General features: G+C 40.6%; 15 protein-coding genes and 2 pseudogenes. 10 read left to right on the forward strand and 7 right to left on the reverse strand.

The features are described 5' to 3' along the window. Positions 1-98: 98 nt before the first annotated feature. The 6 genes and pseudogenes from PI95_RS04300 to PI95_RS04325 all read right to left on the reverse strand — a co-directional run bounded on the left by PI95_RS04300 (position 99) and on the right by PI95_RS04325 (position 5,374). Positions 99-686, reverse strand: a complete 588-nt coding sequence (locus PI95_RS04300; RefSeq protein ID WP_039744747.1) for an HNH endonuclease family protein — start codon at positions 684-686, stop codon at positions 99-101. Between the two features lie 16 nt (positions 687-702). Further along, a pseudogene (locus PI95_RS04305) lies at positions 703-1,000 on the reverse strand (four helix bundle protein); the annotation flags it as partial. Positions 1,001-1,302: 302 nt separating this feature from the next. After that, a complete protein-coding gene (locus tag PI95_RS04310; RefSeq protein WP_039744749.1) occupies positions 1,303-2,547 on the reverse strand; it encodes an AAA family ATPase in 1,245 nt (414 codons plus the stop codon). Between the two features lie 150 nt (positions 2,548-2,697). Beyond that, entirely contained in the window at positions 2,698-3,549 is an 852-nt protein-coding gene (locus tag PI95_RS04315) for a hypothetical protein (RefSeq protein ID WP_039744752.1), read from the reverse strand. Positions 3,550-3,563: 14 nt separating this feature from the next. Next, complete coding sequence (locus PI95_RS04320; RefSeq protein WP_039744755.1) at positions 3,564-4,358, reverse strand: hypothetical protein; 795 nt, start codon at positions 4,356-4,358, stop codon at positions 3,564-3,566. A gap of 20 nt (positions 4,359-4,378) precedes the next feature. Continuing rightward, a complete protein-coding gene (locus PI95_RS04325) occupies positions 4,379-5,374 on the reverse strand; it encodes a hypothetical protein (RefSeq protein ID WP_039744757.1) in 996 nt (331 codons plus the stop codon). Positions 5,375-5,679: 305 nt separating this feature from the next. Between PI95_RS04325 and PI95_RS04330 the strand changes: the two genes are divergently transcribed. The 10 genes from PI95_RS04330 to PI95_RS35570 all read left to right on the forward strand — a co-directional run bounded on the left by PI95_RS04330 (position 5,680) and on the right by PI95_RS35570 (position 14,263). Continuing rightward, entirely contained in the window at positions 5,680-6,273 is a 594-nt protein-coding gene (locus tag PI95_RS04330) for a hypothetical protein (protein WP_039738415.1), read from the forward strand. A gap of 105 nt (positions 6,274-6,378) precedes the next feature. Next, on the forward strand, positions 6,379-7,563 hold the full coding sequence (locus PI95_RS04335; protein WP_039738414.1) for an Alr2735 family protein: 1,185 nt from the start codon (positions 6,379-6,381) through the stop codon (positions 7,561-7,563). Between the two features lie 47 nt (positions 7,564-7,610). Beyond that, positions 7,611-7,934: a GIY-YIG nuclease family protein gene (locus PI95_RS04340; protein WP_052324701.1), complete on the forward strand. Its 324-nt coding sequence runs from the start codon at positions 7,611-7,613 to the stop codon at positions 7,932-7,934. Between the two features lie 32 nt (positions 7,935-7,966). After that, positions 7,967-8,218: a DUF3155 domain-containing protein gene (locus PI95_RS04345; protein WP_039738413.1), complete on the forward strand. Its 252-nt coding sequence runs from the start codon at positions 7,967-7,969 to the stop codon at positions 8,216-8,218. 76 nt (positions 8,219-8,294) lie between these two features. Further along, on the forward strand, positions 8,295-9,212 hold the full coding sequence (locus PI95_RS04350) for a DUF5131 family protein (RefSeq protein ID WP_039738411.1): 918 nt from the start codon (positions 8,295-8,297) through the stop codon (positions 9,210-9,212). A 468-nt stretch (positions 9,213-9,680) separates the two neighbouring features. Beyond that, on the forward strand, positions 9,681-10,919 hold the full coding sequence (locus PI95_RS04355) for an AIPR family protein (RefSeq protein ID WP_039738409.1): 1,239 nt from the start codon (positions 9,681-9,683) through the stop codon (positions 10,917-10,919). A 117-nt stretch (positions 10,920-11,036) separates the two neighbouring features. Beyond that, on the forward strand, positions 11,037-11,183 hold the full coding sequence (locus tag PI95_RS35030) for a hypothetical protein (protein WP_201280292.1): 147 nt from the start codon (positions 11,037-11,039) through the stop codon (positions 11,181-11,183). Between the two features lie 87 nt (positions 11,184-11,270). Beyond that, positions 11,271-11,870, forward strand: a complete 600-nt coding sequence (locus PI95_RS04360) for a siphovirus Gp157 family protein (protein WP_039738408.1) — start codon at positions 11,271-11,273, stop codon at positions 11,868-11,870. A gap of 535 nt (positions 11,871-12,405) precedes the next feature. After that, positions 12,406-12,780, forward strand: a complete 375-nt coding sequence (locus tag PI95_RS04365; RefSeq protein ID WP_039738407.1) for a hypothetical protein — start codon at positions 12,406-12,408, stop codon at positions 12,778-12,780. Positions 12,781-13,867: 1,087 nt separating this feature from the next. Beyond that, positions 13,868-14,263: a transposase gene (locus PI95_RS35570; protein ID WP_236116931.1), complete on the forward strand. Its 396-nt coding sequence runs from the start codon at positions 13,868-13,870 to the stop codon at positions 14,261-14,263. Here the strand turns inward: PI95_RS35570 and PI95_RS04380 are convergent. Further along, positions 14,240-15,411 (reverse strand): annotated as a pseudogene (locus PI95_RS04380) (transposase); the annotation flags it as partial. The gene PI95_RS35570 and the pseudogene PI95_RS04380 overlap by 24 nt on opposite strands. Positions 15,412-15,567 lie beyond the last annotated feature (156 nt).

A 15,567-nucleotide genomic window follows, 5' to 3' on the forward strand; every position in this document is an offset into this window, starting at 1 on the left:
CTTAATAGCCTATGACAAGTTCATCGGACTTTTACCCGTTTATCTTGCAGTATCGTGTTATGAAAATACTTGCCTTCACAATCTGATGACTGCAAAGCTTATTCTTGTTGAGAAATAGCCTGCTGCTGTTTCTTTATCGCACGCGCTATCAAAGGAGCTTTTTTTTCTAATCCTTGTAAAGTCAAATCCCCATCCAAATAAAGTTGATACCATTGTTGACGCTGACGCAAGACTCTTTCATCATCCCGTAACCGCAACCGTTTCAAAGTAAATTCTGCCTTTTGACGTTGTTGCGGAGGAACTTTATCTGTTAATACTAATTGTAGGGAAGGAAGTAAAATTTCAAACCAATCTTCTCCCAAATCAAAAGGATCAAGTATCTGGTCGTCAAGTGTACCTTTACTACTATTAATCCAAGCAGAAGCAAAGCGTAAATTACTCCATTCGTAAGCGAGATTGCGATAATTTTCACGGCTGCGATAATGCTCTACCGTACCAACTGGTTCGTACATAACGCTATAGCCACAAAGATTATTAAATCCATCAGCTAAATAACTTTTGAAAGGCGACCAATAATCTCTGGTTCCTTTTTTGGGATCTGGATTTTTTCTCAACCAAGTATTTCCTGGTTGTCGCACTTTTTTATTAAAATCAGGCGGTTCTGGAGGAGGATTAAATGGCATCATCGCAAGAATTCAGGAGTCAGGAGTCAGAATTCAAAATAGAATTAGCATAACCTGTTAGTAATTTACTAACCTCCTCAAGTTGAAGCATTAATCCTGATGTGTCACCGTAATCAAGGTATGAGTGAAAGAATTAGATAGTAGCGGCATTCCTCTACAGAGCCTTGTGCAATGTTCATAAATCGTACTTTGTCTGTTGCTCCCTTTTTCTTGAATCCTTCAGATATATTTGCTGGAATAGAAATTGCTGCTCGTCTAAACTGAGAGGTAAGCCCATAGATTTCCGTTTTAGGAAATTGGCCTGTAAATTGATATACCATTGAAGAAGAATTCAGAAGTCAGAATTCAGGAGTCAGAATCAATCAGTCGGGGATTCAGACCCGCGACTGATTGAAGACCACCAAATTTTCAATTTGGTGGGGGTCTTAAACCCGATTATTCATCTGCCAGTCGTACAGAATTCATTCTGAATTCTGACTCCTGACTCCTGAATTCTGTTCGATAAAACAAACTGGTGTGCTTTTTGCCAAACTATCAAATCTTGGAATGTGCAAGGCTTGTTGTCTCATTTATTCTGACTCCTGACTCCTGAATTCTGAATCCTTACTTATCATCTGTGTTATACCTCTGATAACCCAGAATTTCTTTTCTCCGTTGTAACTATCCAACGGGGCCAAAATGGGTCATGTCCTGGTAAAACTCTTTGAAGTTCGGTCTGGATTTGTGTTGGTATTCTCAGATTTTCTGGAAACGCATTCATATCATCATCACGCATCCAAGCCTCTGCTGCTTCAATTGCAATTTCTGCTTCTTTGGAACGGGCTTGTTTGAGACCAAAAATTTCTGAGGTTAACCATCCAACTGTATCCCCTTGTTTTGACCAAGGTACTTCGTCAAGGCTAACCTCTCTATTTTGTAATTTAAATAAAAATAGTTTATCTTCTTGCTCATTAAAATTTGGCTCTAAGGAAGCAAGAACAAGTGGAGAATGAGTAGTTACTAAAGCCTGTATCTTCATCCTGGGTTGTAATTCTTTCACTACAGCTAAAATAGCTGGTAAAATCACTCTCTGCCAACGAGGATGTAAATGAGATTCAATTTCATCAATTAGTAAAATTATCTGATTTACTGGCTTTTGTTGCCGTAATTCCGAAGCTTTTTTATGTTCGTACCAAGTCCAAACTAGTAAATAAGCTAGTCCCAGAATACGCTTCATTCCGGCTGATGTTTGAGTGACAGGAACATTCCCATAAGGCAGATTAACTGTAGGAATATCGCGCACGTCTTCAATAGAAACTCGCGTTGGTTCTCCCACTTCTATCCATTCTGAGGGGTGAGGTGCAAGTTTTTTAATGACATGAGAAAATAGTTTAAATGGATATTTATTTGGTTGATTTTGCCATGTTACCCAATCTTGAATTAGACCATTACAAAGAACTTTATTTTTTGACTTTAATCCATTCCAAAGTGTATTTGGATTAAAATTATAAGCAATATCGCGTTGGCGAGCCGGGTCAAAAACAGAAAAACTACCATCAACCCGCACATAAATAACTACCTCTTTTAATAAAGGAGGCATTTGTAAACTACGCCATTGTTGTTCATAAAAATCAAAGTAACTCTGATATTCTCTTATATTTTTTTTAGTGCTAACTACGCCTGTAATTTGTGGATTTTCACCTCTAACTTGCTGTGGGTACGCTGGTTGCTCTGCCCAATTTGTAGTCATCATCCACCAAGCGATATCGAGTAAAAAACTTTTACCTAAACCATTATCACCCGTAAATATATTGAGCCTGTTGGTAAATGCAACATCAAAATGGGCAGCAGGACCAACTTGCTGGAGGTGAAGTTCTTTTAACATTTGGCTCTCCCAAACAAATTTATACTTATCAAATTACCTCTTAGAAATTAGACAACCGTTACCTTAATTATTAACATTATTTCTTCAACTGCGCTTTTAGATGGATGAATTCACCTAGTTACGCCTATGAGTTTTATCCAACCAGCTATTTCATTGCTTAAAAAATAACAGTATTCCGTGTGGATAATTCATATATGCATCTTCATTCATATTATAGTTGTGTAATTTATCTCCTTGTAAATCTTGATTAGTAAGTGAGTATACATCGCTTGCTATAAGTTGATATCCCTGACTCGTTAAATATCCAACTAACTTATCAGGCATTACATGGGATGCACCATAAGTTGGTAACAAATTATGTGCAATCTTATCTTCAGATGAAATATCTAATTGAATAATACCTGTACGACAAAATACATCAAAATCAATCGGCTCAATTGAACCACTTGTTGCTATTTCAATCGATTTTAGTTCCGTAGCCAACTGGTCTACAGTAGCAAAATTCCACGACCACGGGTTGCCAATTAAAAATAGCCGCACCGATATTGCTTCCGGTTGTACCATTACAATATCATACAATGACCGTATAACGGCATCTGGTTGTAAATAATCTAACACCCCATGAACCGAAACCAACCGCAGAGTTTTAGGAGGATAAAGCTTTGTCAATTCTAAGTTCGTTAAATTGCGATCGCAAAAATAATTTAACTGTAGGTTTGGATATTGGCTGCGTAAAGCTAAAAACTTTTCTGGCGGATTAGTAGCAATGTCGTAACAGTCGATTGTCGGAAGTTGGTAGCGCGTTAAGTCAACTCCCTCAAAACCAAAAAAAACTTCACGTTCGGCAAAACCTGCACCCAAGATAGCTGCACTATCACCATTACCTGAAAGAATTGCTTCCCAGGTGAGGGGATAAACATTGGGGGTAAGTTCTAAAAGCCTAGCTCGACTAATTTCTAAGATATTGCCACTGCCCTTGTTTTCTAGGAATCTTACTGCCATAAAACCTCGTTATATTATGAAACAACCTTGGGACGACTGATTAGGGTGATATCTTTACCTTCGCCCAAACGGTACACTTCTGTGCGCCCGCCAACATCAATTTCAAAAAACCGATAGCTTGTAGTAAACCGCGCCCACGGTGCCAAAGGATTAATTTTTGGGAGATTGGTTGTTGCTTGGTAAGTAATTTCAAACCCCGCTCCCCCATCTTGCTTGAACATCCGCAAAAAAAATTCGTAGTCTCTAGCGTGCCAAAAATCAGTTGTTCGGCGACGCACCACATCTTGTGAGTCAGAACTCATAGCCCGTGCTGCTGATGCGGACACGATCAATTGCAAATTGTCAGACATTCGCGTTAAAGCAAGTTTCTTGTCTGGGTTTGAGAATATTTCATCAACAATTGGTCTAAGCTCAGGGTGCAAACAAGTTTCGGCAATGTAAAACCCTGAATACTTGCTGATATCATTCTCAAATTCCCGATTAACTAGTCTTTCTGAATCACAACTAACCGACTTTCGTAAGCTTGCAAAAATCAAGTCTTCATATAACTTCTGCTGCGATGCTGGCGTTGCTGCAATAATTTTAAATGCAGACCCACGCATTCCCTGAATTCCAATCAAAGCACAGGTACAATCGAGGGATGCCGCCCACATTGCTAGAAATTTTCGATAGTTGTTATAAAGCATTAATGCTTCCTGGTAATCAGGAGCTTTAATTTTGAGTAGATGCTTTACTGGATTGGGTTTAATTTCCCATCCAGGCTTGCATAGTAAAGCCCATAACGCAGAAGAATCTTCAATGGCATCCATGCATTTATGCCCCAAGCTTATTAATGACAATTATTTGTCTGTCCGTTCTTGTCAAACCTCATGCGGGATATTAAATCCTTAAGATGCGCTGGGTCTACACCAAACCTATGAGCAATGTCGTACTCCTCATCTTCAGTTGGCGGTGCATTTAGTGTAAGTAAATGCTCCAAAAAAGGTTGCGACCCCCCTAAAGGCAAACCATCATCCGTAAAAGGTAACCTATGTTCGTGCATTGACTGCTCAAATACCGCAGGGCGGGTATTTTGCAGCCACGCTACAACCTCACCAGGTTTTGGCGGCTCTATCCCCAGTCGATCGCATTCTTCTAATAACTCGTTTGATAATTGCGATTCTACTGCGGAGACGCTGCGCGATGCTCCTTGAGGAGCCGCCAAAGGCGATTCTCCTGCGGAGACGCTGCGCGATCGCACCACCAAATCCTGCAACCACTCCTGTAGCTTTCCTGTCTCTGGCAGTCGCCAACCCAGCGTCTGACAAGCAGCTACAAACTCTTGTCCAATAACAGCTTCCCTATGCAAATTTTTCAGAAATGCAGCATACTCGTCTTCCGATAAGACATTAAGCTGCTGCTGAAAAAACTTTTGAATTTCTCGACTTAAGCGAAATATACGTGATGCCGGAAAATCATTGTCTTTCTTGATACCCTCAATATCACCCAAGCCAAGGGAGAGATTATCTACAAACCAAACCCCTACCTGGCCCACTTCTGGTACTGATAAACCCAAGGATTCGCACGCAAATATCAGTTCTATGCCCAAAGAGGTATAACCAGAAAACATCTGCTCCAAACTACCCGGTTGAGGAACTGGCTTACCACTTTTTTGAGCTAGGTCAACTAAATCTAAACCCAAATCAACTAAACGCCTTAAAGCTTTCGCCAAAGTGCCACCCAATATCGGCAGTAAATCATTTACCTTTTGCCGCACACCGGGCGCAAGGGTAAAAGATACTCGGTCAGTATCCCCTCCAGAAAAGCGTTCGCGCTGATTTGACACACGTTTTTTGAACTTGGTTTATAGAGATTTCTCTTCAGTTTATAGAAACAACAGGGGTTTTAGTTACAAACCTTAAGTTTTATATCAAAACCTATATCGCTAGAACAAATAAACACCTCACCATCAATAAACCTTGTAATTTTAGTGATGCACTAAATAAAACTAATGCATCACTAAATATTAAATAATGTTAATTTAATGCATCACTAACTCGGCAAATCTGTAAACTTTACCTAAAAAGCACAAAAGAAGGGCTTGAGATAAATCGAGCTAACTCGGTAAAAATCGTCCAAGAGCTAATAAAGATGCAAAAGAACTACAAAATACTAGAAGTACTACCAAAACAAGGACTAGAACCAAGGCAATTTTTACGCCACTGTTTTGATATCGCTGAACTCAGTCCCCCAGAACTTCTCGAAGAAGAAACTGACTCGCAATACCGCAAAAAATGTATCACTGTACTATGTGCAGTCTTAGGTGTACAAAGACCAACAGTTCGCAAATGGGGAAGCGATCTCAACTTTGACGGGATGCCCAACTACTGCAAAATTGCACTTGCTTACATTCACGCCGCCGAAATCGTGCCACAGCAGCTAAGAAGTATCCTCACAGGAGAATACAACGCACCGGAAGTAGATGCCCAAACGTTTCTAGAAAAAATACTTCTTGAGGGGTTAAGCGAACAACAAGTACTACAAACTGTTTCCCATGCTAATTTTCGCGCAACTTGTGTCAAAACTCTCACACAAGTTTTGCATATTGGCAGCAAGTCAGTTCAAGACTGGGGTCAGGATATGTCGTTTCGCAAAATGCCCAAAATTCACAAACACACCTTGGGCTATGCCCTCGCTGCCATTTCAAAATCCCAACCAAAAACATGGGACAAACAAGCAGCTTGAGTTACTGCAACTATTCATACTGACTCGAATAGAGAAGTAGCCTCTCAAGACCAAGAAATAATGGTCTATCAAGACCAACTAAATTAAAGCAAATGGGATTTTATCATGGAAACTACTCTCACAGCAACCCCCTACTCCCAAAAACATCAACTAGACCTAAATCCAACTGCACATATCGAAACCAGCACTCTGGAGTATTTGCACGTTGTTTTCCTACTCTGGGAGTATAAATGTGTTTACAGCAAGAGAGAGTACCGAACATTACTTGATACCTACGGATGGGATAAGGGTACTGCGGAAGAGAGACGAGCGCTCAAGATAGCCGAAAACTTTCAAGAATTTGCAACTTGTCCGCAGCATTTAGCACCCATTCCAGTCACGATACTTCTGAAACTATGTTCTAAAAAATACCAACCAATTATCAACCAACTTCAGGATTACCCTATCGGTGGATTAACCTGCGAAGTGGTACTGGAATTGATTGAGGAACGCAAAGCCTTACTTAAAGCTGAGAAAGAAACTTCTCAAAATAGCTTTGAAGAAAAACCATCAATTTGGCGCAGAACCCCCAGAGGGGAGAGATTTGTGCAATTTCCACCCCTGTGGGAAGAAAATCACCAGACAGGGGTACTGGCACAGGAACTAATTGACGAATACGGGCTACTCCCACAAGCTATACTGCGTGAAGCGATCGCAGACTACCACGCCAAACTTACCCAGGAAAAAGAGCAGTCCCAAGAGACTGCTGAATCTGAAATGGTTGTGGTTGATTCGGAGATACCCCCACAAGTGGAAATATCCCCTATAGACAGTGAAGAAACTAAAAAAGAAGTTATCTCCAGCGTAGAGCAAAACGAGCAAGCCATCACCCTCCAGGTTCGGGAGTTTGCCACTGACGGAAACCGCCAGGACGGCAACTCCCCCACCAGTAGTGCTACCGAACAGCAGCCAGTTGAAGTAGAGGAAGCATTCATACTAGCAGAGAAACTCCGCTCCGTAGATAGCTACTATCAAATCCGTTGCTCTTTATACAGACACTTCAACGTTAAAGACCAGGCGTGGGAGCTACTTTCTCCCGAAGAAAAATCAAGAATTGAGAAACTACTCCCACAAGAAGTATTAGCCCTAAACGAAGCAAGAAATTCAGGGTTGATTGTAGATTTTTATGAGTTAGAAACTGGCTGGTTTCAAATATTTATACATGGGGTAGATACGCCAATTATTGTGAGTAAGTCGAATGTATTTGATTGGTTGAAAGAGCAAGAGAGTATTACCTCTGTAATCGTATAAACCACCACTAATAACTCACGCTTCAACCCCAAAAATCAACCAAAACAATGGAATTAGGAGAGAAAATACCCGGACTACCGTGCTGCTATCTCATCGAGCTATCCGAAAAACTCGGTAATGAGAAACATTCGGCTCGTTACTACTTAGGTTCGTGCGCCAATCTTAAGAAAAGGTTCCAGCAGCACTTACAGGGGACAGGAGCCGCATTTACCCGCGCAGCAGTAAAGAGGGGTATTCAATTCAAAATTGTCCATATTTGGAGGACCTCAAGCAAACAAGAAGCACGCCAGCTTGAAATTCAACTTAAACGTCAGAAAAACCACGCCAAATTATTAAGGAGAGTGCAAGATGGAAAGACTACCAAGAGCTAAAAAAATAAGATTTGTGCTGAGAACTCGCTCAGATGGAAAGAAAACTCTATCAAGAATACCGCAATGAGCGCGTAGTTCACACAAACCCAAAACAGAAAACCTGTACAACAGCCAGAAAGTATATAACATCTAACAAAATCACTGCACCAGCAGTAATTACAGTTATTAAACCATCTCTCATTGAGGACAAATTCTTCCTTTCCCAAATCGGTTTATGGGACTACAAATACGCCGTCATGAACTACAAACATTTCCTTCCAGAAATACTACCAGTCGCTAGTTAAAAAAGGCGTACAACTTGCATCACAGCCTGTCAAACATGGCAGGCTAAAAACTTTCGTACCCAAAATCTGGAATAGTATGACCACTAAAATTCAATGGACAACCGAAACTTGGAATTATATAGTCGGGTGTTCAGAAATTCGGGCTGGATGTAATAACTGTTATGCCAAACAATTGGCACAATCACCACGTCTTGCTAAGTTCCCTCAATATCAAGCCGTCAAAGAATGGGATGGAACTGTAGTGTTAGTTAACAAAGCAATTGATCTCCCACTCCTCCGTAAAAAACCGTGCGTTTATTTTGTTAATTCAATGAGCGATTTATACCACGAAAATGTACCTGAAGAATGGATAGACATGGGGTTTGGAATCATGGCAATGTGTCCGCAACACACTTTTCAAATTATCACCAAACGTGATGCCAGAATGCAAGAATACCTAAATCAACCACGTTTGGTATTACTGGAAAAATGGTATAAGGCTATCTCAAGACAATACGGATTACAGTGGGAATTAGATGATTCAAAGAGCAATATTATCCGCAGGCGGATTGAAAGTACATTTGATGGAATAAACCCTACAATACCACTTTCAAATGTCTGGATGGGAGTATCGGTAGAAAATCAAAAAGCTGCTGATAGCGCAATTCCTACCCTTATTAATACAAAAGCTGCTGTACGCTTCCTCAGTTGCGAACCGCTGCTTGAGAAAATTGATATTACCCATTACTTAGGTTGGCGCGATGAACAAGGTAAAAACCTTATCAATTGGGTAATTGTCGGCGGTGAATCTGGATTGCGATCGCGTTCATGTAACTTTGAATGGATTGAGGATATTGTCAACCAGTGCCACAAATACAATGTTCCAGTATTTGTTAAACAGTTAGGAAAAAATAGCAACTGGAAAACAAAACATCCTCAAGGGGGAGATATCAATGAATTTCCCAAACAACTTAAAGTTAGAGAGTTTCCATTTGTTGACGCTCTCCTGCCTTAAATCCTTAAGTTTGCCCATGTTTAAATCAGCGCCTCATCATTAGGACGCTTGTCGGTTGTGCTTCTGTACGCGATCTTGATTGCGGTTTGTGCGCTTGGGCATGGTGTTAATCAAACTCCTCCTCGGTTAGTTTGACACCTCAGCTTGCCCTAAATATTTAAGCAATAATGCTTATTGACAAACGTATCACTGTCTTAACCTGTCACAAATGCTGCCAATAAACAACCCACTCTTATCAGTTCGGTAACGCAATCGATCGCCTGGAGCGCTTTCTAGAGTTATTATACCAGTGGTACGGTATCCCTGCGTTATTTGTCTAAAGCTTTAGTGAGCCTTAGCCTCAAAGATAAAAAATCAAAAAATCGGCATTTAAAGTAACAATCTTTAACAATTGTACTGAGATACTAGTAAAAATGATAAAAATATAAAGCTAACCAACAAAGTCCCAACTATTAGTTAACAAGGAACATGCCAAAAACCTACAAACTTAAGGTAGACAACTATTCATACTTAATATCATCACCCAAACCGCAGTGTATCATAGCCTGTGCACATATAAAAGACTTCCCCTACGAATTACCTCTTACACCTAACATTAGAGAGCCAAATCGCAAAAGCTCAGTCTACAAGCAAATACTTGACTCGCTCTTTGTTGCTCCAGAAAAATTCGTAGAGAAACACAGTGGTATTACAATATCAGTTAACAAGATCAAGGTAATAAACGAACAAGAACTGGAACTAGAAATTTTAGAGTACTCGGAAGGTTATACCCACCACGGCATTTTAAACGGTGGGCATTCCATTTTAGCCTTTGAGAATGCTATAAGGTACGATTACAAACTCAAAAACGCAAAGGTCAAAGTAATTATCCATGTTGGTTTAAGCGAAGAGGAGGCACGAGATATTAGTCTGGCCGCCAATACCAACTCCCCTGTTGACGCACGGTCTAAAATCAACGCCCGAGGTGATTATGACTTTATTAAACACTATATCACCCAGCTGGAGCGTACAGAAAAGAAAAAATTCCGCATCGCTTACTACCAAAACCAAAGTAGCGCTCCCAAAGATTCGCACTGTTCGGTCAACCACATCTACAAGCTTCTTACGTGTTTGGACTGTAACCGCTACAACCCTGATAATGAGAAAAAAAGAGGAAAACACCCTACAAGTCTTAGTATTCCAACTGAAATAACTGACTCTGAAAAGGAGAGGATAAGCAGACTTTTGCACCTGCTACCCCAAAGCTTGTGGGTAGAACAGCGCCTCTACGAAATCATTTACGAATATCTAAGCAATCCCCAAAGAAAAGGTAACAATAACCTCGCATCCATCGACACCAAAAAAAACACCCTTCTTCCTGACAGTCAATACTCGTTCGGATTTGGCGCACCAGCTGATTTGGCTCTTCCTGTAGTAGCAGCATTTCGCGTCTTCCTAGACAAGGAATACAAGTGGGTATTACCTTTTGAAGAATTTAGCGAAAACCTTCTACAACACTTATGGAAAAAACACTTCCTAGACTACCTCAAAGAAGAAAAAGCAGCTGGTAACTCGGTAGGTGCCAAAATAAGCCGCAATATTGAAGTGTGGGAAAATCTATATACTTGCGCTTCTCTTTACCTTAACGAATTATATAGGAAAATTATCAACGAGAAAGCAAGCGATCGCAACTCTAAAACTAAGCCCAAAGAACTGATTCTAACGTAAAAACCCTTATCCCATTAAACCTAAATAGTCGAAGGAAATTAACACATTTCCCTCGGCTATTTTTAAATAGCATCAAGTGCTACGCACAACTTCTATGACCTAATTAGAAGTTGCAACATGAATACATCAGTTAATTATACAACAACTCCTCAAATGTCAAAACAAAAACAGCAACCAATAGTTACTGAAGCACAATACTACGACTACGAGGCAGAACTGGCGCAAGAAAAACAAGACTACTACCATATGCAGTATGGGTACTAAGTCAATCTTCCTCACAGCATCAATTCTTCATTGTCAATAACCAGTCTTCTGTTACTGAAGACTGGTTTTTCATATTAGGAGTAAATCATGACTCAAGCAATCGAAAGAGAAATCAACCAACTTTCCCTAAGAGAATTATGCCTTGACGCTGCTAAACTCTGGTCTCTTATTGAAGAGTTATCAGAATTAGGAGAAGAAGGGAAAGTAGAAGAACTCGTCCAACAGCTAATGTCCGTCCAGGATGGTATTGAAAACAAAATCGATGCGATCGCCTGGGTTGTTGATCAGTTAAACGTGGACATCGAAACCTGGGAGGAGAGGAAAGCACGAGTTGTAGAACTTCACGACTCTGTTATCACTAGACGCAAAACTCAACTTGAGGAAATTAAGCGCACATTAATTCACCTACATGAAATAGGATTAATTAACGACAGAAATATCGGCAGGGAAAGAGAAATCGAAATTAGGCACAACCCGCCTAAAGTGGCTAACTTATTAGTAGAGGTAGATGATGAAGATTTCCCTTCGGAATTCAGAACTATCAAGTACCAAGCTAATAACAAGGCAATCCTCGAAGCATACAAATCTGGTAAGGATGTCAGCAATATTGCCTCTGTAACTATTGGGAAGCAGGTACGGTTTAAGGTGAAATCAGTCAGAAAAACTCGTAGTAAGAAAAACAGCTAACAGCAACATTCAGCCGTCTATCTCAAAACCTGGCGGCATTATTATTGAACACTCAACATGAAAGATAAAATAACCCAAGTCATTTTATAACGACTTAGGTTACTTTTTGATTGGGTTGAAAGAAAATCACCTGCACTCTATAAAATAGCTCAGACTATTTCACAACAGCACACTTCATAAAAAGCAGTGCCACGACAGTGAAGGGGTTACTCGCAGTCGCTTTGGTGCAGCGCCATGTACAAGTGTTCGCGACTCCACAGGTGACAAAATTATTCAAACAATTGACCAAAAAGCAACCCACAACGAAGGTTACACCTTCAAGGAGGATAAAATTAAATTCACGCATTAGAGATGAATTCAAACATACAAACTTCTTCAAAAATCCGCCTCATTTACTTCAAAAATAGTGGTAAGTTCTACACCAACGGCAACCTTGACAACTAACACAAAAGCTAACGTTAAATACAAGCAGCAGTAACTGGTATATCGCTTCATTAATCACCAGTTTAAAGTTATATTAACAGGAGTAAAAACAATGGAATTAGCACAATCGATCCTAACAGAAATTCTCTACATCCTTATCTATGGCTTTTCTACTATCTTTATTTTCCTATTCCTACTAGAAATCTCTGTTGCTTTTGAGAAACACTGCAACTATAGTACATCTACATCACGCGCAGTAGCAACAACCAAAACAGTAGCTAAAAAATCTAATTCCCAAATATCCAAATCCAACGTTAATCTACCACATACAAGCAAACAACCAACTGTTCAACAACTAAGAAAAAAATGTTCGCAGACAGGAATAAAATGGAGTTATGCCATACAAGAACCCCAATCAGGTAAGAAAAGACATCTCAACCGACAAGAAATGTTAATAGCTTTAACCCAAATTAAACAGTCGGCATAAACAATTATTACTGGTAGTATAATACATTACTACCAGTAGTCTAAAGAGGGATATAAATGAACAAATACTGTTGGACAGCTAGAACTACTAGTCGGCAAGTCGCCTATTTGGAAGCCGCAATTCACCTGCAACCTTGGCATCGCTGTGGTTGTAGGTGAATTGCGAGACAAAAACGAAACGCCTCATTACCAATTTTGACCCCAGGTCGAACAGGTAATGAGGCAGCTTAGCTTAGGTCAAATCTCCGAGTCATCACTGTCAATCGCTCGAATGGTGCGCTCTATAAACTCGCTGGCGCTTACTCCCGTATCAACAGCCAATGCCTGCAATTTTTTCCAAGTCTTTGGGGTTAGGGTTATTGTATATTTCTGCTTTTTCTCGTCATAGAAGACGGGCTGATCTCTTGTTCTTTTTTTTCCGATTCCTGGTTCCATAAAATAGAAGATACTGATATACTAAATAGTATATTAAGTAAGAATTCAAGTAGGTGAGCAAGTTGCAGATAGCTTATAAGTTTAAGTTGCGTCCCAATAAAGAGCAAGAATCAACAATGGACTCTTGGCAGTACAAAATTGGTTATATCCAAAACCGCTCTTTAGGCGACAGAATAGCGGCTTATAGCAATACTTTCGTTGAAGGGAATTACTGTGACTTGTACACCAAACGAGAAATTAGTGCTGAGTTTCTGTACTGTGATTTAACAACACTGACTTTAACCAGCCCATTACATTGCTCCGTAAGTAAATCAGCATCACTGGGCAATCCTTGGAAAGAGGATATTCCCTCTCGCCGCCGAGCTAAACCAGGGAAGGATGGAAAGTTGAAGCCCTTTCAGCCAAAAAGAAGTGCTTTTGAAATGCACAGCAATTGGTTGAGAGAGTTTAAGCAAGAAAATCTGGAGTATCAAGCGGTCAACGCCAATGTATTGCAACAGTCTTTAAGGCATGTTGATGCGGCTTTTAACAAGTTTTTTTCGGGTCAAGCTGGATACCCAAACTTCAAGCCACATAAGGATGTGACGTTTGAATTTCCGCCTGGAACTGTTGTAATTAATAATAATTATATTAAGTTTCCTGGGTTGGGAACAATGCGGTTTTTTAAGTCTCGTGAAATTCCTGATAGTTGGGAAGTCAGAACAGTAACTATTAGCCGTGATGCCGATGGGTGGTATGTTGCGGTGTTGCTTAGAGATGAGACTGTCCCCGATATTCCTGTCAAACCCTTACAAGAATGCCAGACAATTCAAGGGGCTGACGTAGGTATCAAGAAGCTGGTCGCTTTAAGTGATGGGACAATGATTGGGAATCCCCAGTTTCTCAAGAAATCAGAGCGCATTCTTAGGATTAGGCAGCGTCGCGTGTCTCGTAAAAAGAAAGGCTCCAACAATCGCAAAAAGGCGGCTAACTCAGATCTTGCACCTGTTCAGTTGAATGTCAATTCCTTGACTAAGTGCCAAATCTCTCAGGCGTTCAATGTCTTGTAAAAGAAGTAACACCACGAAGTGTGGAAATATAGTTTGGAACGCGATTTCTGCGGCTTGTCCCCAATCAGGTAGATTTGTAGAGGCGAATGCCCTTTGGGCACGCTCCGCCAACGCTGTGGATAAATAAGCCCAATGCGCTAAAACATAAGAAATAAGGGACAATACCAACCAACGATAAACACCTAAAAGTGTTCCTTGTCCCTTCGGGTTCGCAGTCGCCTACGGAGGGAAACCCTCCTGCAGCGCTGACTCACCAAAACGGTGCAAGCCGAAACGGTGTTTTGCAGTTTTAAACCAACCCTCTATTTGCCAACGTCGTTTGCCCCACCAAGAAATGGTGCTGGCTTTAAGAGCTTTGGTTGAAATGACAAATCGTTTTTTATACTTGCCATCATGACGTTTAAAATAGTACCAGGATACGTAGACAGGAAACTTCAAACCCTGAAGGCGAAGCTGTTGTCCTCGCTTGTGTAATTGAGCAACAGAGCGCCCATCAACCAACTTACGGGTACAAGCAATGCCAACAATTACGTGGTATTTTCGCTTTCGGACACCATGTATAAATTGCACACTCCCAAAGGCTGTATCTACAAGAATCATTACCTGGAAGTGTTTGGTTAGTTTTTTAGGCAAACATTTGACCAACTTTAATCCCAATTGTGCTGGGGAAGAAGTTCCTTTACCTCTCCATACACGGAAATTCCTTCGCGTAGCGTCTCCGTAAGGAGAAGGAATTCGCCACCGACCAACAACCAAATACATCACAACCAAGTGTAAACCTCGTTTTCCGTTGTATACGCGGATTAAATTTTCAAATTCCTTAAATTTTCCAAACTTCTCGCCTCGTTGTCAGGTCAATAATCACTTGCAAAAATGGTTTGCGCCCCAATGTTCGCTCAGATAAAATCTCCGCGAGGGACACGGTTGCGAGCGGTGCGAATCACATCCGTAGTTGACCAATCGTAGACATTAAGAAATCGGCTTAATGCGCTAGGTGACTTACTTTTACTATGTTCAGGTAGCGGATGTCCTTGCGCCTCCAAAAATAGCCCCAACATCGCTTCTAGGTTTTGTTGTTGGTATGTAGAAGGCATCAACGATAGCAGGGTGTAAACTAGCCCTTGGGCGTGGGCAAGAATTGATTCCATTGTTCTTGCTTTTCTATATGCTTTTCACGCCCTTTTTTCTCATATTTCGGGTCATGAGTGCAAATCCAGGTACTTTCCCAAGTTGGCGATCGCCCGTGTTCTTCTCTTTTCCGTAATACCATCATTAATTAAGTAATAAAAACTACTCTTTATGGC

The sequence above is a fragment of the Hassallia byssoidea VB512170 genome, from assembly GCF_000817785.2.
In the GTDB taxonomy this organism is placed as follows: Bacteria; Cyanobacteriota; Cyanobacteriia; order Cyanobacteriales; family Nostocaceae; genus Hassallia; species Hassallia carrinoi.

What these genes read in the sequence shown, in the direction of transcription:
- PI95_RS04300 (WP_039744747.1), bottom strand. Translation starts at nt 686, where the DNA reads ATGATGCCATTTAATCCTCCTCCAGAACCGCCTGATTTTAATAAAAAA.
- PI95_RS04310 (WP_039744749.1), bottom strand. Translation starts at nt 2,547, where the DNA reads ATGTTAAAAGAACTTCACCTCCAGCAAGTTGGTCCTGCTGCCCATTTT.
- PI95_RS04315 (WP_039744752.1), bottom strand. Translation starts at nt 3,549, where the DNA reads ATGGCAGTAAGATTCCTAGAAAACAAGGGCAGTGGCAATATCTTAGAA.
- PI95_RS04320 (WP_039744755.1), bottom strand. Translation starts at nt 4,358, where the DNA reads ATGGATGCCATTGAAGATTCTTCTGCGTTATGGGCTTTACTATGCAAG.
- PI95_RS04330 (WP_039738415.1), top strand. Translation starts at nt 5,680, where the DNA reads ATGCAAAAGAACTACAAAATACTAGAAGTACTACCAAAACAAGGACTA.
- PI95_RS04335 (WP_039738414.1), top strand. Translation starts at nt 6,379, where the DNA reads ATGGAAACTACTCTCACAGCAACCCCCTACTCCCAAAAACATCAACTA.
- PI95_RS04340 (WP_052324701.1), top strand. Translation starts at nt 7,611, where the DNA reads ATGGAATTAGGAGAGAAAATACCCGGACTACCGTGCTGCTATCTCATC.
- PI95_RS04345 (WP_039738413.1), top strand. Translation starts at nt 7,967, where the DNA reads ATGGAAAGAAAACTCTATCAAGAATACCGCAATGAGCGCGTAGTTCAC.
- PI95_RS04350 (WP_039738411.1), top strand. Translation starts at nt 8,295, where the DNA reads ATGACCACTAAAATTCAATGGACAACCGAAACTTGGAATTATATAGTC.
- PI95_RS04355 (WP_039738409.1), top strand. Translation starts at nt 9,681, where the DNA reads ATGCCAAAAACCTACAAACTTAAGGTAGACAACTATTCATACTTAATA.
- PI95_RS35030 (WP_201280292.1), top strand. Translation starts at nt 11,037, where the DNA reads ATGAATACATCAGTTAATTATACAACAACTCCTCAAATGTCAAAACAA.
- PI95_RS04360 (WP_039738408.1), top strand. Translation starts at nt 11,271, where the DNA reads ATGACTCAAGCAATCGAAAGAGAAATCAACCAACTTTCCCTAAGAGAA.
- PI95_RS04365 (WP_039738407.1), top strand. Translation starts at nt 12,406, where the DNA reads ATGGAATTAGCACAATCGATCCTAACAGAAATTCTCTACATCCTTATC.
- PI95_RS35570 (WP_236116931.1), top strand. Translation starts at nt 13,868, where the DNA reads ATGCGGTTTTTTAAGTCTCGTGAAATTCCTGATAGTTGGGAAGTCAGA.